Source organism: Streptomyces sp. NPDC028910 (assembly GCF_055564955.1).
The window spans coordinates 1-25,267 of the sequence record NZ_JBVHVF010000006.1 but is presented as its reverse complement, the minus strand read 5'-3'; the positions used below and the strand labels follow the sequence as shown (position 1 = coordinate 25,267).

22 protein-coding genes are annotated in these 25,267 nt (G+C 72.7%); 11 read left to right on the top strand and 11 right to left on the bottom strand.

The window, feature by feature from the left end:
• Nucleotides 1–6: 6 nt before the first annotated feature.
• From ACZ4TV_RS10680 to ACZ4TV_RS10670, 3 genes are read right to left on the bottom strand one after another with little or no spacing between them, the layout of a single operon-like run.
• Nucleotides 7–2,565 carry a phage tail sheath family protein gene (locus tag ACZ4TV_RS10680; protein WP_468132915.1) on the bottom strand — a complete coding sequence of 853 codons (2,559 nt, stop codon included), beginning with the start codon at nt 2,563–2,565 and terminating at the stop codon, nt 7–9.
• A 23-nt stretch (nt 2,566–2,588) separates the two neighbouring features.
• Nucleotides 2,589–3,170, bottom strand: coding sequence for a hypothetical protein (locus tag ACZ4TV_RS10675; protein ID WP_468132913.1), 582 nt, complete (start codon nt 3,168–3,170; stop codon nt 2,589–2,591).
• Nucleotides 3,167–3,706, bottom strand: coding sequence for a Pvc16 family protein (locus tag ACZ4TV_RS10670; RefSeq protein WP_468132911.1), 540 nt, complete (start codon nt 3,704–3,706; stop codon nt 3,167–3,169). Before ACZ4TV_RS10670 ends, ACZ4TV_RS10675 begins: the two co-directional genes overlap by 4 nt.
• A 214-nt stretch (nt 3,707–3,920) precedes the next feature.
• Here ACZ4TV_RS10670 and ACZ4TV_RS10665 point away from each other — a divergent pair, with 214 nt between their 5' ends.
• A complete protein-coding gene (locus ACZ4TV_RS10665) occupies nt 3,921–4,661 on the top strand; it encodes an AfsR/SARP family transcriptional regulator (protein ID WP_468132909.1) in 741 nt (246 codons plus the stop codon).
• A 310-nt stretch (nt 4,662–4,971) separates the two neighbouring features.
• On the opposite strand, the gene ACZ4TV_RS10660 is transcribed toward ACZ4TV_RS10665, so the two are convergent.
• Nucleotides 4,972–6,234 (bottom strand): SWIM zinc finger family protein, encoded by a 1,263-nt coding sequence (locus ACZ4TV_RS10660; protein WP_468132907.1) that lies wholly within the window; start codon nt 6,232–6,234, stop codon nt 4,972–4,974.
• A gap of 3 nt (nt 6,235–6,237) precedes the next feature.
• Nucleotides 6,238–9,249, bottom strand: a complete 3,012-nt coding sequence (locus ACZ4TV_RS10655; protein ID WP_468132905.1) for a DEAD/DEAH box helicase — start codon at nt 9,247–9,249, stop codon at nt 6,238–6,240.
• 182 nt (nt 9,250–9,431) lie between these two features.
• On the opposite strand from ACZ4TV_RS10655, the gene ACZ4TV_RS10650 reads away from it, so the two are divergent.
• Entirely contained in the window at nt 9,432–9,614 is a 183-nt protein-coding gene (locus ACZ4TV_RS10650) for a hypothetical protein (protein ID WP_266938332.1), read from the top strand.
• 115 nt (nt 9,615–9,729) lie between these two features.
• On the opposite strand, the gene ACZ4TV_RS10645 is transcribed toward ACZ4TV_RS10650, so the two are convergent.
• Together ACZ4TV_RS10645 and ACZ4TV_RS10640 are read right to left on the bottom strand one after the other, a co-directional pair.
• Nucleotides 9,730–10,728: a polyprenyl synthetase family protein gene (locus ACZ4TV_RS10645; protein WP_468132903.1), complete on the bottom strand. Its 999-nt coding sequence runs from the start codon at nt 10,726–10,728 to the stop codon at nt 9,730–9,732.
• A 201-nt stretch (nt 10,729–10,929) separates the two neighbouring features.
• On the bottom strand, nt 10,930–11,709 hold the full coding sequence (locus ACZ4TV_RS10640) for a hypothetical protein (RefSeq protein ID WP_468132901.1): 780 nt from the start codon (nt 11,707–11,709) through the stop codon (nt 10,930–10,932).
• A gap of 135 nt (nt 11,710–11,844) precedes the next feature.
• On the opposite strand from ACZ4TV_RS10640, the gene ACZ4TV_RS10635 reads away from it, so the two are divergent.
• Nucleotides 11,845–12,759, top strand: coding sequence for an oxygenase MpaB family protein (locus ACZ4TV_RS10635; protein WP_468132899.1), 915 nt, complete (start codon nt 11,845–11,847; stop codon nt 12,757–12,759).
• 51 nt (nt 12,760–12,810) lie between these two features.
• Here the strand turns inward: ACZ4TV_RS10635 and ACZ4TV_RS10630 are convergent, their stop codons facing one another.
• Nucleotides 12,811–13,410: a class I SAM-dependent methyltransferase gene (locus tag ACZ4TV_RS10630; RefSeq protein ID WP_468132897.1), complete on the bottom strand. Its 600-nt coding sequence runs from the start codon at nt 13,408–13,410 to the stop codon at nt 12,811–12,813.
• Nucleotides 13,411–13,587: 177 nt separating this feature from the next.
• Between ACZ4TV_RS10630 and ACZ4TV_RS10625 the strand changes: the two genes are divergently transcribed.
• The 7 genes from ACZ4TV_RS10625 to ACZ4TV_RS10595 all read left to right on the top strand — a co-directional run bounded on the left by ACZ4TV_RS10625 (nt 13,588) and on the right by ACZ4TV_RS10595 (nt 20,319).
• Complete coding sequence (locus ACZ4TV_RS10625; protein WP_468133293.1) at nt 13,588–14,367, top strand: MHYT domain-containing protein; 780 nt, start codon at nt 13,588–13,590, stop codon at nt 14,365–14,367.
• Between the two features lie 276 nt (nt 14,368–14,643).
• Nucleotides 14,644–17,193: a sensor histidine kinase gene (locus ACZ4TV_RS10620; RefSeq protein WP_468132895.1), complete on the top strand. Its 2,550-nt coding sequence runs from the start codon at nt 14,644–14,646 to the stop codon at nt 17,191–17,193.
• Nucleotides 17,193–17,636, top strand: coding sequence for a roadblock/LC7 domain-containing protein (locus ACZ4TV_RS10615; RefSeq protein WP_468132893.1), 444 nt, complete (start codon nt 17,193–17,195; stop codon nt 17,634–17,636). Before ACZ4TV_RS10620 ends, ACZ4TV_RS10615 begins: the two co-directional genes overlap by 1 nt.
• A gap of 17 nt (nt 17,637–17,653) precedes the next feature.
• Nucleotides 17,654–18,034 carry a DUF742 domain-containing protein gene (locus ACZ4TV_RS10610; RefSeq protein ID WP_468132891.1) on the top strand — a complete coding sequence of 127 codons (381 nt, stop codon included), beginning with the start codon at nt 17,654–17,656 and terminating at the stop codon, nt 18,032–18,034.
• The gene (locus ACZ4TV_RS10605) at nt 18,034–18,714 is read left to right on the top strand and encodes a GTP-binding protein (RefSeq protein ID WP_468132889.1); all 681 of its coding nucleotides are present in this window, start codon (nt 18,034–18,036) and stop codon (nt 18,712–18,714) included. The genes ACZ4TV_RS10610 and ACZ4TV_RS10605 overlap by 1 nt, the downstream gene beginning before the upstream one ends.
• Before the next feature lie 191 nt (nt 18,715–18,905).
• On the top strand, nt 18,906–19,304 hold the full coding sequence (locus ACZ4TV_RS10600) for a roadblock/LC7 domain-containing protein (protein WP_328924404.1): 399 nt from the start codon (nt 18,906–18,908) through the stop codon (nt 19,302–19,304).
• A gap of 112 nt (nt 19,305–19,416) precedes the next feature.
• The gene (locus ACZ4TV_RS10595; protein ID WP_468132887.1) at nt 19,417–20,319 is read left to right on the top strand and encodes a DUF6397 family protein; all 903 of its coding nucleotides are present in this window, start codon (nt 19,417–19,419) and stop codon (nt 20,317–20,319) included.
• On the opposite strand, the gene ACZ4TV_RS10590 is transcribed toward ACZ4TV_RS10595, so the two are convergent.
• Genes ACZ4TV_RS10590 through ACZ4TV_RS10580 form a run of 3 tightly spaced genes read right to left on the bottom strand, consistent with a single transcriptional unit; the run spans nt 20,283 to nt 24,191 of the window.
• Nucleotides 20,283–20,684 (bottom strand): YchJ family protein, encoded by a 402-nt coding sequence (locus ACZ4TV_RS10590; RefSeq protein ID WP_468132885.1) that lies wholly within the window; start codon nt 20,682–20,684, stop codon nt 20,283–20,285. The two genes, ACZ4TV_RS10595 and ACZ4TV_RS10590, sit on opposite strands and share 37 nt — an antisense overlap.
• An 8-nt stretch (nt 20,685–20,692) precedes the next feature.
• Nucleotides 20,693–21,616 (bottom strand): acyl-CoA thioesterase, encoded by a 924-nt coding sequence (locus ACZ4TV_RS10585; protein ID WP_468132883.1) that lies wholly within the window; start codon nt 21,614–21,616, stop codon nt 20,693–20,695.
• A 52-nt stretch (nt 21,617–21,668) separates the two neighbouring features.
• Nucleotides 21,669–24,191 carry a DEAD/DEAH box helicase gene (locus tag ACZ4TV_RS10580; RefSeq protein ID WP_468132881.1) on the bottom strand — a complete coding sequence of 841 codons (2,523 nt, stop codon included), beginning with the start codon at nt 24,189–24,191 and terminating at the stop codon, nt 21,669–21,671.
• A gap of 142 nt (nt 24,192–24,333) precedes the next feature.
• On the opposite strand from ACZ4TV_RS10580, the gene ACZ4TV_RS10575 reads away from it, so the two are divergent.
• Nucleotides 24,334–25,125: a metal-dependent hydrolase gene (locus ACZ4TV_RS10575; RefSeq protein WP_468132879.1), complete on the top strand. Its 792-nt coding sequence runs from the start codon at nt 24,334–24,336 to the stop codon at nt 25,123–25,125.
• The last annotated feature ends 142 nt before the right edge of the window (nt 25,126–25,267 follow it).

Genomic DNA, 25,267 nt, shown 5'->3' with positions numbered 1-25,267 from the left:
GCGCGGTCACTCGGACTGCCGCTTGTGACTGAACCGGAAGATGACGAACTCGGCGGGCTTCGCCGGCGCGAGGGCCACCTCGGTGATCACCTGCCCCAGGTCGATGTCGGTCTCGGTCATCGTCTCCCCGAGCCCCACCGACACCCGGTACGCCTCCTCAGGCTTGGTGCCCGCCAGCGCACCGGCCCGCCAGAGCTGGTCGAGGAACCCCTCCAGCGAGACCTTGATCCGGATCCAGGTCGAGGCCGTGTTCGGTTCGAACACCACCCACTGGGTGCCGTTCTCCACCGACAGCTCGACGAAGTTGAACAGCCGCCGGACATTGACGTAGCGCCAGGTCACGTCGTCCGTCGCGGTCCGCGCGCCCCAGATGCGGATGCCCCGCCCGGGGAACGCCCGCAGCAGGTTGACCGCCGCCGGGTTGAGCAGGTCCTGCCGCCGGGTCGTGTACGCCTGCGACAGCCCGACGATGCCGTTGACCTGCTCGTTCGCCGGGGCCTTGGCAACACCTCGCTCGCGGTCCGTCCGCGCGAAGACACCGGCCACGAAACCCGACGGGGGAACCGTGCGGAACCGGTCGGTCGACTCCGGATCGATGGTGACCACCTTCAGATGCGGCGCGTACACCGCCGCGTACGTGCTCGCCACCGTCTTGTTGCGCCAGTCGAGCAACTCGGTGTCGTACAGGTCGGGCGCGTCGACGACGGCGAACCGCCGGAACTCCTCGCAGTGGTCGACCACCGCGCCGACCAGGTCCGCCTGGAGCAGCGGATCGTCCAGCGTGACGCTGTCCGGGCAGATCACCAGCGCGGGCTCCTGCTGCGTCTCCAGCGCGTCCAGGCCGGACTTGAAGTCGGCGTTGGACGGAGTGACATCGATCCCCGCCTGGGTCGAGGTCGCGAAAGCCGGCGTCGTGGTCTCACTGATCGCCCCCGCCCCGGCGGCCCGCGGCGCCACGGTGATGTAGGCCGAGCCCCCGTTGACCACTCCGTCGCGGGCGAAGTACCGCGGATGCGACGGGTCGAGGGCCAGACCGGCGTGGGTCTCGGCCACGGTGCCGCCGTCCGACACCGTCAGGGTGAACCGCACCGGGAAGAACTCCGTCGAGGTGAACGCCACCAGCGGGAACCGGCGGGACGCGTCGACCGCGGAGAGATTGCTCGTCTCGTCGAACCGGAGCACATACACGCTGCCGGTCGGGTTCTCAACCCCGGTGACGCGCAGCCGCTTCGTCGCGTCGAACTCGATAAACTCGCCGACGCGCGGCGCCACGGCACAGCGCACCACCACACCCTTCGAGGCGTTCGCGGGAAGCACGAACCGGGCGCTGGTGAAGGTCTTCGGCAGGGCCGCGCCGGTGGTGGTGGCGGTGGCCTCGCCGGTCCGGGTGACCTTGGTGGTGTCGGTCCCGGCGGTCAGCTCGATCGTGGTGTCCACGGGCAGGAACGCGAAGCGGGCGAGCACGTCCCCGACGCTGTTGGCGGTGAGGTCGATCGTCTCGGTGAAGACGGCTGCCCTGACCTGGGCGTCGACGAGGACGGTCCCGGCCGGGGCGTTCTGGCCGCCCGGCATCGCGAAGTGCGTCCCGCTGAACTCCGCTACGGCGCCCGAGCTGACCGTGGCGCGGGCGTTGGCCATCTGGGAGTCGGAGTTCACCGGAACGAGGCCCGGGTCCGCCTCCCAGGTGATCTGGCCGAGCGTGAAGGTGGCGGCGCCGCCGGCGATGGTGCCGCGGAAGCGCGCGATGCGCCGCGCCAGACCGGCACCCACGACGGCCGATCCGAGCGGAGCGGTCAGCGTGACGGCGGTACGCGAGCCCTGCTTCACCACGCTCGCGATCACCCCCGTCACCCGCGACCCGTCCGCGCGCTGGACCGCGAGCAGGTCGCCCGGCTTCAGACCGGAACCGCTCGCGAGCAGGATCGTGGTCGGTGCCGCGGTGGTACGGGCGGCGACGACATCATCGGCGGCGAGAGTGATCGGGTCGCCGGATGTGACGTTCAGGGAGGTGTCGCCCACCGTGTTGACCGTGGCCTCGGCAGTGTCTCCGTCACCGTTGATCAGCATGACGGTGTCCCCGGCGAGGAACCCGCCCGAGCTGCGCACCGGGATGCTGATCGTGCCCGCAGGAACACTGACCGGGCCGGAGACCACCGCCTGGGCCATCGTCCCGGCGCCGCCGGTCAGGTCCGGGGAGACGCCGAGCGTCACGCCGTTCGCCCAGGCACCGGGGGAGGTCGCATGGGCGTCGAAGGAGGGTGCCGCGGTGGCCGCGCCGTCGAAGATCCGCCACGCAGCGGCCACCGAGGGATCGGCACGGACCACCCAGGCAGCCGTACCGCCGTTCTCGAAGAATCCGTAGAGGGCCTCCGGCGTGAAGCCACGGGAATGCGCCGTACCGAAGGTACGGACGAAGTCAGCCCACCCGGTGACGCGGGTCGGCACCTTGACGGGTCCCTTGCGCAGGCTGCCGATCGCGGCGACCACGCTGGTGGACGCGGCGGCGATCGGCTGGGGCCCGGAAGGGACCTCCTCGATGTAGACGCCGGGCGACTGGTAGATCACGGTGGGCTCCTTCGATGAACGGTTCAGGCAGTGGCGACGAGCCGGACACGGGTCGACCCACGCGTGACGTCGAGCGTGATCCGGTGGAGCGGGTGCTCGTCGACGAACAGCTCCAACGGCTGGAACGCAGCGGTCCACACGACCGGCTCCGAGACGTAGACCCCGGGTTCGGTCTCGTCCAGGTCGACGGTCGGCCGCGGACTCGGCCCTGACGTCGCACGTGCGATCAGCACCCGCCCGGTCGCGGCGTGATCGTCCGACGCGGTCAGCTCGACGCACAGCGTCATCGGCACCGGAGTGAGCCGCAGCTCCCGCTCGGCCCCGGTGAGCGCGACGTCCACTGCCGGGGTGGCCAGGGCGGCCGCGAGCTCCCGGTCGGCCACGGTGATGCTCAGCACCGGCGTGCCCGTCCGCGCCGGTGCCCCGTCACGGACGCTGACCGCCACCTCGTGCCCCCGGGTACGCACCGACCAGCCGGGCCGCGGGGCGTCCAGCCGCGCCGTCAGGGGTGCGACCGGCTCGCCGGTGACCGCGTGCAGCACCCGTACGGTGTGTGCGAGCCGCACCGTGGTGCTCCCGACCTGCCGACCGCCGAGTCCGCTCATGACGCGTCCACGTAGTCGATCCGGTGCGTGACCACCGAGCCCGGGCCGTCCTTCACCAGCAGGTCGACCGGTGCCACGTCGACCTCGTAGTACAGCGCGAGCCGGCCGGGCCGGCCGAGCACCCCCCAGATCTGATTGCGCTCGTCGTTGCTCGGGCTGACCAGCCGGACGGTGACCGACTGGACCTTCCCGGCGAGGTCGGGCGGCAGATCGGCACCGCCGATGACCGGCAGGGTGTGAAAAGCGGCCGCGACGAGGGCGAGCCGCGTCTGCGCCTCGCCGTGGGCGCCGATGAACGTCATCAGGTAGTGCAGGCGCAGCGCCAGCGGAGGGCGCACGTGCCCGTTCGGGGAGCGGACCAACGGCCGGTTGCGCAGGTGCGGGTGCTCTTCGACGGCGTACAGCGCGACCGCCAACTTGGAGCTCACCGGGTCGGGATCGGCCGCGGACAGCGAAGTCAGCTCGGCCCACGGCGCGTCGGCCGGCCTGGCCCGATTGACCACGTCGACGAGCAGCTCGGACACCTCCCTGATCACGCCGGACATCGTGACCGGACACCATCACCGGATCGTCACCCTTGCGTCACCCGGCCGTCGCGAAGCCGGTGACGGTGCCAGGCCGATGCGGGGACGCAGCGCTCGTAACGTCGGCGGCCGGCGTCCGTGAGCGAGGAAAGCTGACGGAAACCGACCGTGTGCCGTTGACGCGGCGGTGACGGTGGAGAGACGCCGCCCGGCCGATCGTCCTCGCATGACGCTGTTTGACACCCGCCCCGAGGCGTACATGAGCGTGCGCCTGCTCGACGGCTTCGCACTCGAAGTCGAGGGACGCGCTCACGATGTCGCCCCCGCGGCCGCCCGGCTCATCGCCTACCTGGCGCTGCGCGGCAGCGCGCTCACCCGGTCACAGCTCGCCGGAGCGCTGTGGCAGGACCGCAGCGAGGAACGTGCGGCGGCCTGTCTGCGTTCGGCGATCTGGCGCGCGAACTGCGGGGTGGAGCAGGCGCTGGTGCGTGCGGGGCGCACCGGCGTGGCACTGCGCCCGCACCGCCTCGACACCCGAGTGGCCGCCGCGGCGGCACACGATCAGTTCGTCGGTCGCCCTCCGGTCGATCCCGCCGTGATGGGCGGAAACCTGCTGCCCGGCTGGGACGACGAGTGGGTGCTCGTCGAGCGCGAGCGGCTGCGCCTGCTCTGCCTTGGCGGCCTGGAACGGATGGCGGAGTCCCTGCTCGCGGCGGGTGAGTACTACCGGGCGATCGAGGCCGCGTGCGCCGTGATCGCGGCGGATTCCCTTCGGGAGGCGGCCTACCTGATCGTGATCGAGGCGCACGCGCGGCTGGGCAACCGGGCCGAGGCACTGCGCCAGTTCGAGCTGTGCCGCACGATGCTGCGCCGCGAGCTCGGCTTGAGGCCGAGCCGCGAACTCATCGCGGTCGTTCAGACGCTCCTGCCGGAGTCGAACAGCGACCTACCCACCATGGCTGGCTGACTCACTTGCGCGCACCGCCGTCAGGACCTCGCGATGACCGCACGAAACGGGGCCGGGATCCGCCCGGTCCCGTGTGAACGCGGCATGGGCACGCCGCAGTTAGCGCGTGCGGACGGCTGGATCGGCCCCGCCCGACGGATCGCCCATGTCACCCTCCCGTGCCGTCGTGCCGTCGTGCTGCCGTGCTACGTGGTGTCGCGGTACTCGGAGCCGGTGCCGTGCTGCCGCGTACCCCGAGCGCAGTGCCCCGATCGTCGTCCCGGCACCTGACCCGGCAGGCGGTACGTCGGCCAGTCCGCGTCGACGCGCGTCAGGGGGGATCCGTCGCCAGGGCCGAGGCCGGGTCCGGGGCCGACGGGCCCGCCGGGATCCAGCGGCCCGCCTCGCGGCGGTACGGCCACCAGCGTCCCTCCCGGCCGAGCCGGAGCTGGCGGCCGGAGCCCGCCTCCGTCCAGCGGGCGCGGACCCGGCGGAGCACCGGAGCCTCCTCGTCCGCCCAGGCCGCGGCCAGTGCCGCCCGGGCGCGGGCCAGCGTCGTCCGGTCCGGCGTCCAGTCGTGCTCCAGCGATGCCAGGCCCGGGGCCGCACCGAAGCCCCAGGCGAGTACGGCCAGTTCCATATCGGCCCGGCTGCGTCCGGTAGCCGCCGCCAAGCGGGACCGGACCCGCAAGTCATCCGCCTCGGCCGTGAGTCGTACGGCGTCTTCGGCAGCCGTGAGGGGGGCCGCCGGTACGCGGTCGGCGTGGCCGGGAGCCACCGCCTCCGCCAGCAGCCGGTACGCCTCGGACGCCGCCGCCTGGGCCAGGAACTCCACTGCGCTCACGTCGAGTTCCGGTTCCGCTTCGCCCTCGGTGTCCAGCGTCGGCGGCTGCCCCGGCGTGTCCGGCAGCGACGGCAGCGGGGGCAGCGGCGGCAGGGCGCCCCGCCCCCCGTACGCCTCCGCCGCCGGGACGCCCGGGTCGGCGGGCCCCTGCGGGGCTTCCGCTTCCGCCGTGCTCCGCTCCTCCAGCTGGTCCACCAGCTGCCGTTCGCCCCGGCCGCGCAGGAGCAGTAGCACGAAGGGGTCGTGGTCCAGCAGCCGGGCCACCTGGTAGCAGAGCGCGGCCGTGTGCGGGCAGTGGTCCCACTCGCCGCAGTCGCATCGCGGATCGAGGTCCCCGATGCCCGGCAGCAGCTCCACCCCGGCGGCCGCCGCGTCCTCGGCCAGCTCCGGCGGCACCTCCCGGTCCAGCAGCGCCGCGATGTACCCCGACTCCGAGGCCGCCAGAGTCAACAGCCTGTCCCATTCCGCTTCCGTGAACTCCTGTACCAGCACGTCCGTCCGGTGCGCCGTCCCGTCCCGGTCGCGCACGACCGCGGTGAGCCCGCCGGGACGCACCGAGACCGCGCCGACGGCGCCCGAGCGCGCGTACCGGCGGCCTTGCTTGAGCTGCTCCCCGTCGAGCGCGCTGTCCTCCAGGGCGCGCAGCCAGCTGTGACCCCACCAGGTGCGGGCGAAACCGCGTCCGGGGGCGGGCGGCAGCGCCGGGAAGGTCTTCTCGTGCGGGTGCGGGTGCGGGTCTCGGGTGCTCATCCGTCACTCCCCGGGGGTCGTCGGGCGAAGCGCCACGAGTTCGGCCAGTTCGCCATCGGTGAGTTCGGTCAGCGCACCCTCGCCGCCGCCCGCGAGAACGGCGTCGGCCAGGGCTTGTTTGCGCTCCAGGAGCCGCGCGATCCGGTCCTCGACGGTGCCTTCGGCGATGATCCGGTGGACCTGCACGGGCTGGGTCTGGCCGATCCGGTAGGCGCGGTCGGTGGCCTGTTGCTCGACGGCCGGGTTCCACCAGCGGTCGAAGTGGACGACATGGCCGGCCCGGGTGAGGTTCAGCCCCGTGCCCGCCGCCTTCAGGGACAGCAGGAAGACCGGGACCTCGCCCGCCTGGAAGCGGTCGACGAGCTCCTCGCGGCGCGGCACCGGCGTCCCGCCGTGCAGCAACTGCGAGGCGATCCCGCGCCCGGCGAGGTGCCTCTCCAGGATCCTCGCCATCGCCACGTACTGGGTGAAGACGAGGACCGAGCCGTCCTCGGCGAGGATGGTGTCGAGGAGTTCGTCGAGGAGCTCCAGCTTGCCGGAGCGTGCGCCGCCGGTCTCACTGGCGCCGTGTTCGCTCGGGTGGTGCTCCCGCAGGTAGTGGGCGGGGTGGTTGCAGATCTGTTTGAGGGAGGTCAGCAGCTTGACCACCAGAGCGCGCCGCTCCATCCCGTCCGCCTCCGAGATCGCGGCGAGGGTCTCGCGTACGACGGCCTCGTAGAGCGCGGTCTGTTCGCGGCTGAGCGCGACGGTGTGATCGGTCTCCGTCTTGGGCGGCAGCTCGGGCGCGATGCCGGGGTCCGACTTCTTGCGGCGCAGCAGGAACGGCCGCACGAGCGCACCCAGTCGGGCCGCCGCCTGCGGATCGCGGCCGCTTTCGACCGGCTCGGCGTAGTGGGAGCGGAAGGTGCCGAGGCGGCCGAGGAGTCCGGGGGTGGTCCAGTCGAGGACGGCCCACAGCTCGGAGAGGTCGTTCTCGACGGGAGTGCCGGTCAGGGCCACCCGGGCCGGGGCCGGGATGGTGCGCAGGGCTTTGGCGGTGGAGGAACGCGGGTTCTTGACGTGCTGGGCCTCGTCGGCCACGACCATGCCCCAGCGTGGGACGGCGAGTTCGGGCGCGTCCAGGCGCATCGTGCCGTACGTGGTGAGGACGAAGCCCCCGCCGCGGGCCGTGAGGTCCGTGAGGTCCGTGAGGTCCGTGGGGGCCGTGAGGTCCGCGAGGCTGCGGCCGGGACCGTGGAAGCGGCGTACGGGCGTGCCCGGTGCGAACCTCTCGATCTCCCGCTGCCAGTTGCCCAGCAGCGAAGCCGGGCACACCACCAGCGTGGGCCCGGCGGTGGCGGGATCCGCGCCCGGGCGGTTGCGGTGCAGGTGGAGCGCGATCAGGGTGACGGTCTTGCCGAGGCCCATGTCGTCGGCGAGGCAGGCGCCGAGGCCGAGTGAGGTCATCCGGGCCAGCCAGCGCAGGCCGCGCAGCTGGTAGTCGCGCAGGGTGGCCCGCAGCTCCGGTGGTGCGCAGATCTCGTCGGTCTCCTGCGGGTCGGCGGTGAGCCGCGCCCGCAACCGCTCCATCGGACCGGTGGCCGCTACGGCGATCCGCTCGCCGTCGATCTCCGCCGACCCGGTGAGTACGGCGGCCAGCGCGTCCGAGGCCGCGACCTCACGGTCCCGGCGGGCGCGGGCCCGGCGGGCTTCGGCCGGGTCGATCAGGACCCACTGGTCGCGCAGCCGGACCAAGGGACGCTTGGCCTCGGCGAGCCGGTCCAGCTCGGCGCGGGTGAGATCGCCCTGGTCGCCGAGGGCGTGGCGCCAGCTGAAGGAGAGCAGGGCGCCGGGGGAGAGCAGGCCGGAGGGGAGGCCGGTTCCGGTGGTGTCCGCCGAAGCCACGACTGCGCGGGCGCTCAGGCCGCGGACGAGCCCGCGCGGCCAGTGCACCTGCACCCCCTCGGCGGCCAGGGCCGCGGCGGCTTCGCCGAGCAGCTCGGTGACGTCCTCGTCGGCGAGTTCGACGGAGTCCGGGACGGCCGCGCCCAGCAGCGGGGCGAGCGGGGGCCAGAGCCGGGCGGCGCGGCGCAGGGCGCGCAGGGCGTCCATCCGGGCGCCGGGCGGGAAGGCGGCCGCGGCGGCTCCGGAACCGGCCCAGACGTCGGCGGCGTCGGCGACCAGGGCGGCGTCGGCCAGGCCGTGCATCTGGAGGACGGCCCGGAAGGAGGGAGGGGCTTCGGGGGCCTGGTCGAGGAGCTGGTCGGGGGCCTGGCCGAGGGCCCGGGCGAGCTCGATCCGCAGGGAGATCCGCACTCCGGCGTCGTGACCGGCGGCCACTTCGGCGGCCCAGTCGCGCAGCTCGGGGTGGAGCCGGGGCGGGCGGCCCGCGAAGGCGGGGCCGCCGGCGGCCGCGGGCGCGGCGGGGGAGCGGGGCAGGGTGTCGGCGACGGCGTCGAGGAAGGCGCGCAGCAGCGGCTCCGGGGCGGGCAGCCGGGGCGGCCCGTCCGTGTCCAGCGGTACGCAGTGGGCGCCGGGCGGCATGGCGGCGGCCAGTTCCCGAACCTCGTCGAGGTCGGCGGTCTCCAGTGGTCCGATCCGCCAGGCGTCGTGGCCGGCGGGGCTCAGCCCCGGCAGCAACTGCCCGCGTGCGGCGAATCGTAGGGCCAGCAGCGCGGCGGCGCCCCAGAAGGCGGTGGCGGAGGTGCCGGTCCCGTCGGCGGCGGCCCGTGCGCGGGTGAGCAGGGGCAGGGCCTCGTCCACGGACAGTACGAGCGCGCTCACGGTGGCCCGTCGAAGGTCGGGGGTGATGACGGTGAGTTCCTCGAAGGTGCCGGTTCCGCCGGTTCCGCCGGTTCCGCCAGTTTGGTCGGTTCCGCCGGTTCTGCCGGTTCCGTCGGTTCGGTCGGTGCCGCTGCTGCGGGTGCACGGGATCTCGCCGTCCGCCTGCCAGAGGGCGATCCGGCCGCCGCGGGCCGGATCGGCGGGAAGGAAGACGGCGGAGTGGTGGATGAGGCCGGAGATCTCGGAGAGCACGCATTCCTCAAACTTGACTACCGGGTACCGGGGCGGCCGAGATTACCCCACCCAAGAGGCCCGGGGGCGGCGCCGGAGCGTGACCCGGGTCACGTCGAAGACCGTTCGCGTGCCGGGGAACGCGCGGTCGCGGCGGCACGTTGAGGTGGGTAGTGGTCGACGACAGAAGGAGGTGTCCGCAGATGTCCACGAGCGGAAAGGTCGCGGTTGCCGGAGTCGTGGCAGCCATCGTGTTGTTCTGGACGGTGGGGTTCTGGGCGGGGCTGCTGGTCCTGATCGGTGTGCCGGCTGCGGCCTACCTCCTGCTGGACTCCTCCCAGCGTCGTCGTCTGCGGGGTATATCCAGGAAGCAGATCGGCCGCTGACGGCGGCAGGGTCATAGCCGTCCGGTGGGCTGGCCGGGCTCCGGATCCGGCGTGGAGCCCGGCAGGCGTGGCCGCGGGGCGGGCGTCTTGGGGGTGGCCCGCCCGGGCGGCCGGGTCAGGCGGCGCCGCTCGCGGCGACCGGGTCGAGGTCCGTTTCGAGCAGCATCTGAGACGCGTGGTCCACGAGGTGCCGGAGTACGGGCAAGTAGGTCTGGTCGCCACCCAGTTCGTCCAGGATGCGGTACGCCTCCGCGCGGAAGCCGTCGATCTCCGCTCGGTACCGGTCCAGGGCGGTGGGCGTCCGGAGGAGGCTCGCGAGCTCGGCTCTGGCCGGATACGAGCGTCCCGCGGCGGCGCACAGGCTCAGGATGTGATCCCTGGAACGGGGAGAGGCGTCTTCGAGGACGGAGGCGAGGAGATACGTCACCGTGCCGTTGAGCAGGTCCTCGTCGCGACCGGACAGGATGTCTTCCTGGTCGTTGAAAATCTGCCACAGGATGCCGAAGACGTACCCGAATTCACGCCACAGCTCCACCCTCTCGGCGGTCGTGCCCGAGAATATCGCGGCCATTGCCGTGATCATTCCGAAGGGTGCTCCGGACTTCCCGCGATACGTCTCGATCACCGATTTCCGCGAGGCGCCGCCGATGTCCCCGCGCATGTCGTCTATCTGGCCGTCGACGCCTATGATCCAGCCGTTCAGGACCTCGGTTATCAGTGCGCTGCGGGACGGCTCCGGCAGCTCCTGCGACAGAATGATCTGAAGGGGGAGCGCGTTTCCGGTGATGACGGACGCGAGCAGCGCTTCGTTCTCGCTGAGTTCACCGGAGATGGATGCGCCATCGGCGTCGGCCAGGTCGTCGAGGTAGCAGGCCGAGGTCCACCACAGCAGGTGCACTGCGGACAGTGGAACGGCCGGCCTGGGATTTCCGGTCTCTATGGCGTGCGCGAGCAGCGGCAGAACCGAGAGGGGATGTCTCAGTTTGCGGTGCTCCAAGAGCTTGGCCACTGAGCTCCTGGTGGTGGCCGCCAGTGGGCCGAGCCGCTCGAGGGCGGTTTCGATCTCCGCATCGATGTCCTGCGAGACTTCCCGGTGCAGGTCCAGGTACGACATGGAATTCAAGAGTGGCCTCCGTCGTGGAATGGGCCGAAGGGGCGGCGTGCGCACCCTTTGAGCCGCGTGACTGGCCGATTCGATCATTCCGGAGGAAGTGGATCCAGAGCGATTTTCAGCCCCCTTGTCCGATTCTTTTCGATTAAGGGGTCGGTGCCGGTAACACCCGTGCACGCGTGGCCGGTGCACGCGTGGCTCCGCTCACGCGGGGCGGACCGCGACGCGCTCCAGCGCCTCCAGCAGCTGCGGCAGGTCGGGGTCCCCTTCCTGGGGGACCGCAAGGACCTCACTCGGCTCCTCGTCCAGCAGGACGAACGCGGCCTCGCCGGTACGGGCCACCAGGGACCAGCCCGGCCCGTCCACCCGCAGAGTCCGGGCACCCTCGCCCGCGAAGGAGGACCGTACGCGGCCAGGCGGCGGCGGGGTCCGCGTGTATCCCAGGGCCTCCTCCAGCGCCCGCGCGAGCCCGGGATGCGCGGCGGCCGCCGCCCCGCCGTCCGTGGCCACGCGCTCGCGCCAGTCGGTCCACTCCCGCGCGATCTGGTCCGCGCCCATCCGCCGCTGCACCGCACCCCACGCCTCCGCCGAGGGCGGCGCCAGCGGCACCCGCCCCGTGCCGTCCGCGCCCTGCTCGGGATCGTGCGGCTGCGGGATGCCCGGGGCGGCCACCGACAACTCCAGCGGCCAGCCCGCCAGCGAGACCACGATCGTCCGCTCGTCGGGGGACAGGTCGTACTCCATCCCGCAGTCCCAGGACGCGATGGCCGTGGCCACGAGCGAGACGTCGTCCACGACGACCGTCCAGCGCGCGCCCTCCTCGTCCTGGCCGAGCACCAGCCCGTACCCGTCCCCGTTCGGCGCCACACCCAGCAGGGAACAGGCCTCGGGGAAGTCGTCGCCCAGGACGCTGGGGAACTGCGCGGGGGTCAGCAGCACGGCGGTCAGCACGTACAGCGAGCCGCCACCCTCGTCGTCGGACACCTGGCCTCCTGGTAGCTCTCTCGTCGGCGCACCTTAACCAGCGGGTAACCCACCCGTCGAGGGCTTGAGGGCCACGATTTCCAAGGTCGCTGCGTACACGTAGAGTTGGGAGCCCGCCACAGAAAGGGACACCCGGTGCAGCGTTACGACCGGCTGAGGGAAATCCTCCGTCTCGACCCCGACAAGGACTTCCTCGCCATCTACCGGCTCACCGCCACCTACGAGTTCCCCTGGGACTTCACCCGCGCCCTGGAACTCGCCCTGTTCCGGACATATGCCGTCCCGAGCATCGGTGGCCTGCTGGCCGAGACCGCCGAGTTCACCGAGCGGACGCAGAAGCGCTACGACGACACGGCGCTGCTCCTCGACGCCGTCGTCGAGCACGGCTTCGAGAGCGACACCGCGCGCACCGCGATCCGGCGCGTCAACCAGATGCACCGCAGCTACGACATCTCCAACGAGGACATGCGCTACGTGCTGTGCACCTTCGTGGTGATCCCGGCGCGCTGGCTGGACGCCTACGGCTGGCGCCCGCTGACCCACCACGAGCGCCGGGCGTGCGCGAACTACTACGCCACCCTCGGCCGCCACATGGGCATCACGGACATTCCGGGCTCCTACGAGGAGTTCGAAGCCACCCTCGACGCCTACGAGGAAGCCCACTTCGGGTGGGACGAGGGGGCCCGCGAGGTCGCCGACTCCACCCTCGACCTGATGGCCTCCTGGTACCCGACGCCACTCGCCCCCGCCGTGCGCGGCGCGAGCCTCGCCCTCCTCGACGAGCCGCTGCTCGACGCCTTCCGGTACGGGGCCCCGCGCCCTCAGGTGCGGCGGCTGGTCCGGGGCGCCCTGCGGCTGCGCGGGCGCGCGGTGCGGCTGCTGCCCCCGCGCCGGGCGCCGCACTACGCCCGCCAGAACCCGGAGATCAAGAGCTACCCCGGGGGCTACGACGTGGGCGAGCTCGGCACGTTCCCGGTGCCGGGCTCGGGCGGCTGCCCCGTTCCGCATCCCCGCCGGCCCGCCGGAGCCGAGGCACAGCCTCCCGCGTGATCCCGGGCGCGTCCGCGGATCCCGGGCGCGGGGCCGACGTACAGGTGTATGTCACGGATGACGTACGGCCAGCACCAGGAACCGGTGGTCCTCGTCGGCGTACGAGGTCACGTGCCAGCCCGAACCGGCCAGCAGCGGGCCTAGGTTGTGCTCGGCCCGCATGTCCTCGGGGGTCAGCTCCCGGCCGTGGCGCGCGGCGAGGGCCGCTCGCCCGATCGGGTGGAAGAGCGCGAGCCGGCCGCCGGGGCGGACCACGCGGGCGAGCTCGCGCAGGTTCGCCGCGGGGTCGGGCAGGTGGGCGATGAGCCCGGCGGCGAACACCGCGTCCAGCGCCTCGTCGCGCAGCGGCAGCCGGGCCACGTCGGCGAGCATCAGGGCGCCCGCGGCGGTCCGCCCGGCCCGCTGCGCGGCGGCCAGCATCTGCGGGGTGAGATCCGCGCCGAGCACGATCCCCGTGGGCCCGACGGCCGCCCGCAGCGCGGTCAGGGCCCGCCCGGTGCCGCAGCCCGCGTCCAGCACGCGGTCCCCGGGCCGCAGGCCGAACTCGGCCACGGCGGTGGCGAACGCGGGCGCGTCCTCCGGGAACTTGCGGTCCCAGTCGGCGGCGCGCGCTCCGAAGAACTCCTGCACGTGTGTGTGGTCTTCGCTCATGCGCCCATGATCCCCCACCGGCGCACGCCCGTGTCCCTGCGGACGGTGTGCAAGGTGGCACGTGGTGTGATCGGAGATGAACGTAGCTCTGTCATATTCCAGCAGTTCCAGCTGCTTTCGAAATGCGCCCCCTGTTCGCGCCCTCACCCGGACTAGCGTCCGGTGGCCATGGGACACCTGGGACATCTGGACCACGCCGCCTACGGGTGGCTGACACCCGCGCTGTCATATGTGATGGCATCGATCGGCGCCGCCCTCGGGCTGCGCTGCACCGTCCGCGCGCTCGCCGCCACCGGGACCGCCCGCCGCAACTGGCTCCTCACCGCCGCCTCCGCCATCGGCACGGGCATCTGGACGATGCACTTCGTCGCGATGCTCGGCTTCGAGGTCACCGGCACCGAGATCCACTACAACGTGCCGCTCACCCTCCTCAGCCTGCTCGTCGCCATGCTGGTCGTCGGCGCCGGAGTCTTCGCCGTCGGCTACGGCAAGGACCGCGGCCGGTCGCTCGTACTGGGCGGACTCACCACCGGACTCGGCGTCGCGAGCATGCACTACCTGGGCATGGCGGCCCTGCGCCTGCACGGTGACGTCTCCTACGAGCCGCTCACCGTCGGACTGTCCGTAGCCATCGCCGTGGTCGCGGCCACGGCCGCCCTGTGGGCCGCGCTCAACATCAAGTCACCGGTGGCGGTCGCCGTCGCCTCGCTCGTCATGGGCGCCGCGGTCAGCAGCATGCACTACACCGGGATGACGGCCGTCGCCGTCAGCGTCAGCCCCTCGGACGCGGCCCTGCCCGGCGCCACGGCCATGCAGTTCATCTTCCCGCTCGCCGTCGGGCTGGGCTCCTACCTCTTCATCACCGCCGCCTTCGTCGCGCTCTCCCCGACGGCCGACGAGCGGGCCGCCTCCGATTCCGTCCAGAACCTGGGGGAGCACGCCGTGACGGCGCACTGAGCGGGTGATCCCGCGGCACCGCACGAGCGTGCGGGCCAGGGCCGTGTCCTGCACGACCGCGCACTCCCACAACCGCGCATTCGACGACCGGGCACCGCAGCGATCTCGCACCGCAGGACCGTCGCCCCGCACGGCTGTCGCCCTGCACCACCGGCAGCCGCAGGCACCGTCCACCACACGACCGCCCACCCACACCACCGCACCCGTAGGCACCGCACCCGCACCACCGCACCCGCACCACCGCACCCGTACGCACCGCCCCGGAACGAGGAGCCCATGCGAACACCCCGCAGAAAACCGGAAGCAGCGGCGCCGCGGCTGCCCGCGCCCCCGGCACGCGGCCGCCGGGCCCACGCCGGGCCGCCGGCCGAGGAACCGGCCGCCCCGCACACCCACCCGCCCCTCCCGGCCGCCCCGCGCGCGAGCGGACCGCGGCTGCGCCCCGCCACCGTCCGCGCGAAGATCGTCTCGCTGCTGATGGTCCCGGTCGTCTCGCTCCTCGCCCTCTGGGCCTTCGCCACGGTCAACACCGCCCAGGACATGGCCCGGCTCAGCCGGGTCCAGCAGGTCGACGCCGAGATACGCACCCCCGTCGCCGCCGCCGTCACCGAACTCCAGGCCGAACGGCGCGCAGCCGTCCGCCTCCTGGCCGACCCCGCCGCCGACGCGGCCGCCCTGGACCAGCAGGCCCGCCGCACCGACACCGCCGTCCGGCGGCTGCGGCTCGGCGACCGCCACACCGTCGCCGACTCCGGCGACTACCGCTCCGACATCGTGGTCCGGCTCGGCGCGTTCGTCGCCGCCGCCGAAGCGCTGGCCTCGGCCCGCAAGGACATCACCGACCGCCGCGCCACCCCCGAGGCGGCCTACGCCATCTACACCCGCGTGGTCGACTCCGCCCTCGCCGTCGGCGGCGCCCTGACCGGCGGCGAGGACGCCGAACTCGGGCCCGGCGCCCGGGTCCTGCTCGAATTCGCCCGAGCCGGGGAGCTCCTGTCCCGGGAGGACGCGCTGCTCGCCGTACCGGGCCCGCGCAGCGCCGAAACGCTTCGGCAGCTGACCGGCACCATCGAGGCCCGCCGCGCGCTCACCGACGCCGCGGCCGGCGACCTCCCCGCCGCCCAGCAGGCCGCCTGGCAGGCCGTCGCCAAGAGCGCCGCCTACGCCGACCTCACCGGCGCCGAGGACCGGGCGCTGGCCGCCGGCACGGCGAAGGAGAGCCGCGGGGCGCCCGCCGGATGGGAGGCCGCCCACCACGGCATCGGCACCTCCATGCGGGAGATCGAGGAGGCCGCGCACGCCGCGGCCGCCGACCGGTCCGACCCGCTCTCCGAGGGGGCGCTCGGCCCGGCAGGCGCTGCCGTACTGCTGGGCCTGGCGGCCGTGGCCGCCTCGCTGGTCATCTCCGTCCGGATCGGCCGCGCCCTGGTCGTGGAACTCGTCTCGCTGCGCAACACCGCCCTGGAGATCGCCCACCGCAAGCTCCCGCAGGCCATGGAACGGCTGCGCGCCGGCGAGGACATCGACGTCACCGCCGAGACCCCGCCCGGGCCGCCGGCGGACGACGAGATCACCCAGGTCGGCGAGGCGCTCGGAACCGTCCACCGGGCCGCCCTCAGCGCCGCCGTCGAGCGGGCGGAACTCGCCAGCGGGATCTCCGGGGTCTTCGTCAACCTCGCCCGCCGCAGCCAGGTCCTGGTGCACAAGCAGCTCACCCTGCTCGACTCGATGGAGCGGCGCGCCGACGACCCGAACGAGCTCGGCGACCTCTTCCGCCTCGACCACCTGACCACCCGGATGCGCCGGCACGCGGAAAGCCTGATCATCCTTTCGGGCGCCGCCCCGGGCCGGGCCTGGCGCATGCCGGTCCCCCTCACGAACGTCGTACGGGCCGCCGTCTCCGAGATCGAGGACTACCCGCGCGTCGAGGTCCGCCAGCTCGCCGAGGCCGCCGTGGTCGGGGGCGCCGTGGCCGACCTCACCCATCTGCTCGCCGAACTCATCGAGAACGCCGCCCAGTTCTCGCCGCCGCACACGAAGGTCCGGGTCAGCGGCGAACCCGTCGGTGCCGGCTACGTCCTCGAGATCGAGGACCGCGGACTCGGCATGGGCCGCGAATCCCTGAGCGACGCCAACCGGCGGATCGAGCAGTCCGAGGCGCTCGACCTCTTCGACAGCGACCGGCTCGGGCTCTTCGTGGTCAGCCGCCTCGCGTCCCGCCACGGGGTGAGGGTGCACCTGCGCACGTCGCCCTACGGCGGCACCACCGCGGTGGTGCTCCTGCCGAACTCCGTGCTCCAGGGTGCCATCACGGCCGGCACCCACGACCCCGGTCCGACGGCCGATCCGACGGCCGATCCGACGCCCGCCCCGGAGCCCCCGCCGCCGGCGCCGAAGGCGTTCGCGAGGGCGGAGCGGCCGCCCGCCATGGCCGTCGTACGGGAGGACGGGCACGCCTCGCCGGTACGGGAGGACGCGCGTGGCATCCCGGCCCCGGAGCGGACCCCCGTACCCGAGGAGCCGCGCCCGGCCCCCGTGGCGTCGCTGCGACCGCGCGCTCCCGGCGGCGCGGTCGCCCGTACCCAGGCGGCCACGGGCCCCGCTGCCTCGGTGCGGGAGCTGCCGCGCCGAGTGCGCCAGGCCAGCCTCGTCCCGCAGCTTCGGGAGGCCCCCGCCCCGAAGGCCCCGGCCGGTGCGCGGCCCCCGGAGGACCCGCCGGGCCGCAGCCCGGAGCAGGCCCGGGACCGGATGGAGGCCTACCGGGCCGGCTGGGTCCGCGGCGCCCAGGACAACTCCCCTCACGCAGGCAGCGAAGGAGAAGTGTGATGATCGAACACCAGAGGATCGACCTCGACGGCATCCGCAGGTCCGGCGAACTGGACTGGCTGCTCGACGACCTGGTGCTCCGGGTCCGCGAGGTCCGGCACGCCGTGGTCCTGTCCAACGACGGGCTGGCGGTGGGCGCCTCCAGCGGGCTGGGACGGGAGGACGCCGAACATCTGGCGGCGGTGGCCTCCGGCTTCCACAGTCTGGCGAAGGGCGCGGGCCGGCACTTCCACTCCGGGGGCGTGCGCCAGACGATGGTCGAGATGGACGAGGGCTTCCTCTTCGTCGCGGCCGCCGGAGACGGCTCCTGCCTCGCGGTGCTCAGCGCTGCCAGCGCCGATATCGGGCTGATCGCCTACGAGATGGCCCGGCTGGTGAAGCGGGTCGGCGAGCACCTCTACACCCCGCCCCGGTTCGCCGCACGCCCGCCGGCCGCGGGCTGAGGGCGGCGGTCCGGCACATGAACGGCCAGTGGTACGACGCCGACGCGGGCCCGCTCGTCCGTCCGTACGCCATGACCGGCGGGCGTACGAAGCCAGGACCCCACGGGGTCCGCTTCGACCTGATCGCGCTGGTCGCGGTGGACCCGGAGGTCACGGACGAGGCGGCCGAGTCGCTGCTCGGCCCCGAACACCGGGCACTGCTCGGGCTCTGCCGGTCGCAGACCCAGTCGGTGGCGGAACTCGCCGCCGACGCAGACCTGCCCGTGGGGGTGGTGCGCGTGCTCCTCGGGGACCTGTTGGAGGGCGGGCACGTCAAGGTCAGCCGACCGGTACCGCCCGCGCAACTGCCGGACGAGCGGATTCTGCGTGAAGTCATCGAGGGATTGCGAGCGCTTTGATGGGACAGCATGACAACGGACCTGCCGGACCTGCCGGACCTGCCCAGGACGGGGATCTCGGTCCCGGTACCGGTCCCGGGGAGGACACCGAACTGGCCGCGCTCGCGCTGAAGATCCTGGTGGCGGGCGGTTTCGGGGTCGGCAAGACCACGCTCGTGGGCGCGGTGAGCGAGATCCGGCCCCTGCGGACCGAGGAGTTGCTGAGCGAGGCGGGCGAACTGGTCGACGACACCGGTGGCGTGGACCAGAAGAGGACCACGACCGTGGCCATGGACTTCGGCCGGATCACCATCCGGTCCGGGCTGTCCTTGTACCTGTTCGGCACCCCGGGACAGGACCGGTTCTGGTTCCTGTGGGACGAGCTGTCGCAGGGCGCGCTCGGGGCGGTGGTGCTGGCCGACACGCGGCGGCTGGAGGACTGCTTCCCGGCGGTGGACTACTTCGAGCACCGGCGCATTCCGTTCGTGGTGGCCGTCAACTGCTTCACGGACGCGCGGCGGTACGGGGCGCACGACGTGTCGCGGGCACTGGACCTGGACCAGGGGACGCCGGTGGTGCTGTGTGACGCGCGGGACAAGGACTCGGGGAAGGAAGTGCTGATCAGGCTGGTCGAGTACGCCGGGCGGGTACACACCGCCCGGCTCCTGGACTCGGTGGAGCCGCAGGCCGATTCCGTGTGAACCGGCCCGGCTTCGAGGGTCGTTCGGTCCGGTCGTCGTCCGCGTCGCAGAACCGCCATGCCTCTTGAGTCATCTTCTTCGCCATGGGGACGTCCTCCTTGCCGGAAAGGCGCTGGTGGGGAAGGCTTGCGGGACGAGTACGCGGGGTGGGGCGCGGCCGCGTCGGCCGTGTCAACGGGGAGGGGCTGGGAATGGCACTGGACAAGCAACTGGACTGGCTGCTGGACGACCTGACGCGCAGGGTCCAGCAGGTGCGGCACGCGGTCGTGCTGTCCAATGACGGCCTGGTCACGGGGGCGAGTGCGGGGCTGGCGCGGGAGGACGCGGAGCACCTGGCGGCCGTCGCGGCCGGTCTGCAGAGCCTGGCGAAGGGGTCGGGACGGCACTTCAGGGCCGGCGAAGTCCGCCAGACGATGGTCGAATACGACGAGGGGGTGCTCTTCGTCATGGCGGCGGGGGCGGGCAGCTGCCTGTGCGTGCTGAGCGCCTCCGAGGCCGACATCGGCCAGGTCGCGTACGAGATGACGCTGCTGGTCAACCGCGTGGGCGAGCATCTTGGGGTCGCGGAGCGGCGCATCACCGGGGGTTGATTCCGGCAGGGCGGGCCCTCTTCGGAGAGTTATCCACAGGCCTCGCGGGGTGTTGTGGCGCTGAGTTACGGTCTTCACACAGAGTAATCAAAGCTCGTGGGGGAGGACCGTGATGATGCAGATGGGGACCGTGCTGCGGGACGACGTGGACGTGGCCGTGAATATGCCCGTGGGCGGCGTGAGTGTGGGCGCCGTGGGTCCCGTGCGCGCCGACAGCGGTGGGGCCGGCGCTCTCGATGCCGCCCGCGACGTGGACATGCTGGTGGGCAGTGCGCGGGCCGCCGGGGAACTGGGGCTGAGCCGGAGCGAGTTCGCCAGGGCCGTCCAGCTGGGGATCGTGCGAGCCGGGCCGCCGACGATCGGCGGGGCCGCGCGGTACGCGCGAGCCGAGCTGGATCGGGTCAGGTCGGCCGCCGGCCGGCCGGACGCGCTGCGCGAGCGGGTCGAGACGGTGGCCGGGGCGGGGGCGGCGGCCGGGGTGCTGGGGATCGGCCCGAGCCGGTTCACCCGGCTCGCGCGCTGCGGGCACGTCATCCCGGTCGGCTACCGGATCAACCGGTACCGGGCCGTGGTGTGGCTCTACCTGGCCGCGGAGCTACGGGGCTTCGCCGCGCGGGAGTCGGGGATGCTGCGCGGGATCGCGCCCCCGGCGGACCGGGAGCTGATGGCGGCCAAGGCGGATCTGCGCCCGCGCAAGTGGCGGGGGCGGCACGTCGGGCTGCTGCTGAGACGGACCGCCGACCCCTGGCAGCGCGCCGCCGTACTGGCCTCCGTACTCCCGGAGGGCGAGCTGCGGGAAGCTGTGCCCGACCCGGCGGAACGGATCGTCCTGGCCGCGCTCGCTCCACCCCCGCCGTACGGGCATCCGCAGGTCCCGGCGGCCGCGGCGGTGGCGGAGCGGCTGCTGAAGGCCGGGCCGCCGGGGGAGATCCACTGGTACCGCACCAGCCTGGACTTCGCCCTGACGGGGGCGCGGGGTCAGTCGAAGTCGACGGGGGACAGGGGGCCGACGTAGACCCAGGCCCCGGCCTCGCGGGAGAAGCTGCTGTGCTCGTGCAGTGAGCCGGCGTGCCGCCCCTCCCGGTAGTGGGCCCGGAACTCCACCGAGCCCTCCGTCTCGAACATCCCGCCGCGCTCGGTGGCGAGGATCTCCAGCCGTTCCCACCGCTGCCCAGGATCCAGGTCGAGCTGGGCCGGACGGGTCGAGGAGTGCCAGGAGCGCAGCAGGTAGGCGGTGTCGCCGACGGCGAAGGCGCTGAACCGGGAGCGCATCAGGCGCTCGGCGGTGGGTGCCTGCTGAGCACCGGAGTGGAAGCGGCCGCAGCACTCCGGGTAGGCGGCGGGCAGCCCGCAGGGGCAGGGGAGGGCGGAGATGGACATGCGCGTGCTCAGTTCTTCGGGGCGGGCTCGGACTGCTGGGACTGCTGGGCCGGGCGGGGCCGCTCGGCGGGATACGGGCGGAAGAGGCCCTCCTGGACCACGGACACCAGCAGCCTGCCCTCCAGGTCGTAGATACGGCCCCGGGCCAGGCCCCGCCCGCCGTGCGCGATGGGCGACTCCTGGTCGTACAGGAACCACTCGTCCGCCCGGAAGGGCCGGTGGAACCACATGGCGTGGTCCAGCGAGGCCATGTCGAAACCGCGCATGCCCCACAGCGGTTCCACGGGGATGCGCACGGCATCGAGGAGGGTCATGTCGCTGGCGTAGGTGAGGGCGCAGGTGTGCACGAGCGGGTCGTCGCCCAGCGGGCCGACCGCGCGCATCCACACCGCGCTGCGGGGATCGGCGCCCTTGAGCTCCTCGGGCGTCCAGCGGAGCCGGTTCACGTACCGGATGTCGAAGGGCTGGCGGCGGGCCATCCGCTCCAGCGCCTCCGGCAGCGCCCCCAGGTGCTCGCGGATCTCGTCCGCGACCTTGGGGAGCGTGTCCGGGTGGGGAACGTGGTGAGGAGGCAGCTGGTGTTCGATGCTGCCCTCCTCCGGATGATGGAAGGAGGCGGTGAGATTGAAGATCGTCTTGCCCTGTTGGACCGCGGTGACCCGGCGCGTGGTGAAGGACCGCCCGTCGCGCACCCGTTCCACCTGGTACACGATCGGCACCCCGGGGATGCCGGGGCGCAGGAAGTACGCGTGCAGCGAGTGGACCGGGCGGTCGCTCTCGACGGTGCGGCCCGCGGCCACCAGTGCCTGGCCGGCCACCTGGCCGCCGAAGACGCGCTGGAGGGACTCATGCGGGCTGGCGCCGCGAAAGATGTTGACCTCGATCTGCTCCAGATCGAGCAGATCGACCAGTCTCTCGGCGGGGTTCGTCATCAGAGGATCTCCACGGTCGGGTCCGGGCGGGCCGGCGGGTTGCCGGAGCGGGTCAGAGGGCGCTGAGCTCGCCGACCGAGGTGAGCCGGATGACCGCCCGGCCCTCCTCGTCGGAGGCCGCGAGGTCGACCTCGGCGCTGATGCCCCAGCCATGGTCCCCGTTGGGGTCGGCGAAGGTCTGGCGGACGCGCCAGAGCCCGTGCGCGGGGTCTTCCTCGATCTGCAGCAGCTTCGGGCCGCGCGCGTCGGGGCCGGTGCTCAGGTCGTCGTACTCGTCCCAGTACCCGTCCATGGCCTCGCCCCAGGCGTCGGCGTCCCAGCCGGACTCGGCGTCCAGCTCGCCCAGCACGTTGACGTGGTCGAGGGCGGCCAGTTCGACCCGGCGGAACATGGCGTTGCGGACCAGGACGCGGAAGGCGCGCGCGTTGGCGGTGACCGGCTTGACCTGGTCGGCCTTCTCCTGAGCCTGTTCGGCCGTCTCCACCTCCGGGTTCGCCAGCTGCTCCCACTCGTCCAGCAGGCTGGAGTCGACCTGGCGGACCAGTTCGCCGAGCCAGGCGATCAGGTCCTCGAGGTCCTCGGACTTGAGGTCGTCGGGGATGGTGTGGTCCAGCGCCTTGAAGGCGCTCGCCAGGTAGCGCAGGACGATGCCCTCGGTGCGGGCCAGTTCGTAGAAGGAGGTGAATTCGGTGAAGGTCATCGCGCGTTCGTACATGTCGCGGATGATCGACTTCGGGGAGACCGGGTGGTCGCGCACCCACGGGTGGCTCTTGGCGTACACGTCGTAGGCGTGGAAGAGCAGCTCTTCGAGCGGCTTGGGATAGGTGACGTCCTGGAGCCGCTCCATCCGCTCCTCGTACTCGATCCCGTCGGCCTTCATCTGGCCGACCGCGATGCCGCGTTCCTTGTTCTGCTGGGCGGCCAGGATCTGGCGCGGGTCGTCCAGCGTGGACTCCACGACGGACACCATGTCCAGCGCGTAGGAGGGGGACTCCGGGTCCAGCAGGTCGAAGGAGGCCAGCGCGAAGGTGGACAGCGGCTGGTTGAGCGCGAAGTCCTGCTGGAGGTCGACGGTGAGCCGGATGGTGCGGCCCTCGGCGTCCGGGGTGTCGAGCTTCTCGACCACACCGCCGTCCAGCAGCGAGCGGTAGATCGCGATGGCCCGGCGGATGTGCCGCAGCTGGGCCTTGCGGGGCTCGTGGTTGTCCTCGAGGAGGTGGCGCATCGCCTGGAAGGCGTCGCCCGGCCGGGCGATGACCGACAGCAGCATGATGTTGGTGACCTTGAAGCGCGAGGTCAGCGCTTCCGGGTCGGCGGCGATGAGCTTCTCGAAGGTGGTGTCCGACCAGGCGACGAAGCCCTCGGGGGCCTTCTTGCGCACCACCTTGCGGCGCTTCTTCGGGTCGTCGCCCGCCTTCGCGAGCGCCTTCTCGTTCTCGATGACGTGCTCGGGCGCCTGCGCGACCACGTAGCCCGCCGTGTCGAAGCCCGCCCGGCCGGCGCGGCCGGCGATCTGGTGGAACTCGCGGGCGCGCAGCGTGCGGACCCGGTTGCCGTCGTACTTGGTGAGCGCGGTGAACAGCACCGTGCGGATCGGGACGTTGACGCCGACGCCCAGGGTGTCCGTGCCGCAGATGACCTTCAGCAGACCGGCCTGGGCGAGCTTCTCCACCAGGCGCCGGTACTTGGGCAGCATGCCGGCGTGGTGCACGCCGATGCCGTGCCGGACGTAGCGGGAGAGGTTCTGGCCGAACTTCGTGGTGAAGCGGAAGTTGCCGATGAGCTCGGCGATCTTGTCCTTCTCCTCGCGGGTGCACATGTTGATGCTCATGAGCGACTGTGCGCGCTCGACCGCCTGGGCCTGGGTGAAGTGCACGATGTAGACGGGAGCCTGCCGGGTCTCCAGCAGCTCGGTGATCGTGTCGGTGATCGGCGTGGTGACGTACTCGTACGACAGCGGGACGGGGCGGGTCGCGGAGCGGACCACCGAGGTGGGCCGGCCGGTGCGCCGGGTCAGGTCCTCCTCGAACCGCTTCATGTCGCCGAGGGTCGCCGACATCAGGATGAACTGCGCCTGCGGCAGCTCCAGCAACGGGATCTGCCAGGCCCAGCCGCGGTCCGGCTCGGCATAGAAGTGGAACTCGTCCATCACGACCTGGCCGATGTCGGCGTACTTGCCGTCGCGCAGGGCGATGGAGGCCAGCACCTCGGCGGTGCAGCAGATCACCGGAGCGTCCGCGTTCACGGAAGCGTCGCCGGTCAGCATGCCGACGTTCTCGGTGCCGAAGAGCTTGCACAGGTCGAAGAACTTCTCCGACACCAGCGCCTTGATCGGGGCGGTGTAGAAGGTGACCTTGTCCTGAGACAGCGCGGTGAAGTGCGCGCCGGCCGCGACCAGGCTCTTGCCGGAGCCGGTCGGGGTGGACAGGATCACGTTCGCCCCGGAGACGACCTCGATGAGCGCCTCCTCCTGAGCCGGGTACAGGGTGATGCCCTGATCCTCCGCCCACGAGGAGAAAGCCTCGAAGAGGGCGTCGGGGTCGGCGTTCGGCGGGAGCTGATCAATGAGGGTCACACCCCCCATCTTGCCTGGCTTCCGCCCGGATCAGGGAACCGGCGGACGGAAGGAAGATCACCGACGGTACGCTGTGCCGTCGATGCGGCCCGAACGAAACAGTCAACAGGGCCCGAGCACACCACCGGGGCGGGGAACGACCATGATGGGTCCGGCGCACTCACTGTCCGGGGCAGCGGCCTGGCTGGGGGTGGGCGCCGCGACCGCGGCTGCCGGGCACCCCATGCCCTGGCCGGTCCTCGTCGTCGGCGCACTGATCTGTGCCGGGGCGGCCCTCGCCCCCGACCTCGACCACAAATCGGCGACGATCTCGCGCGCCTTCGGCCCGCTCTCCAGAGGCCTGTGCGAGGTGGTCGACAAGATCTCCTACGCCGTCTACAAGGCCACCCGCTCCAAGAAGGACGCCCGCCGCACCGGCGGCCACCGCACCCTGACGCACACCTGGCTCTGGGCCGTCCTGATCGGCGGCGGCGCCTCCGCGCTCGCCGTGACCGCCGACCGCTGGGGCGTGCTCACGCTGCTCTTCGTGCACCTGGTGCTCGCGGTCGAAGGCCTGCTGTGGCGGGCGGCCCGGATGTCCAGCGACGTCCTGGTCTGGCTGCTCGGTGCGACCAGCGCGTGGATCCTGGCCGGGGTGCTCGACCAGCCCGGCAACGGCGCGAACTGGCTCTTCACCGGACCCGGCCAGGAGTACCTGTGGCTCGGCCTGCCGATCCTGCTCGGGGCCCTGGTCCACGACATCGGCGACGCGCTGACCGTCTCCGGCTGCCCGGTCCTGTGGCCCCTCCCGATCGCCGGAAAGCGCTGGTACCCGATCGGCCCGCCGAAGGTGATGCGCTTCCGGGCCGGCAGCTGGGTGGAGCTCAAGCTCCTCATGCCGGTGTTCATCCTGCTGGGCGGCTTCGGCGGCGCGTCCGCCCTCGGCTTCGTCTAGGCGTTCACCTAGGCGTTCACCGCCGCGGAAGCGACCGGCTGACCTGCGGGGGGGGGGGGGGGGGGGGGGGGGGGGGGGGGGGGGGGGGGGGGGGGGGGGGGGGGGGGGGGGGGGGGGGGGGGGGTGGGGGGGGGGGGGGGGG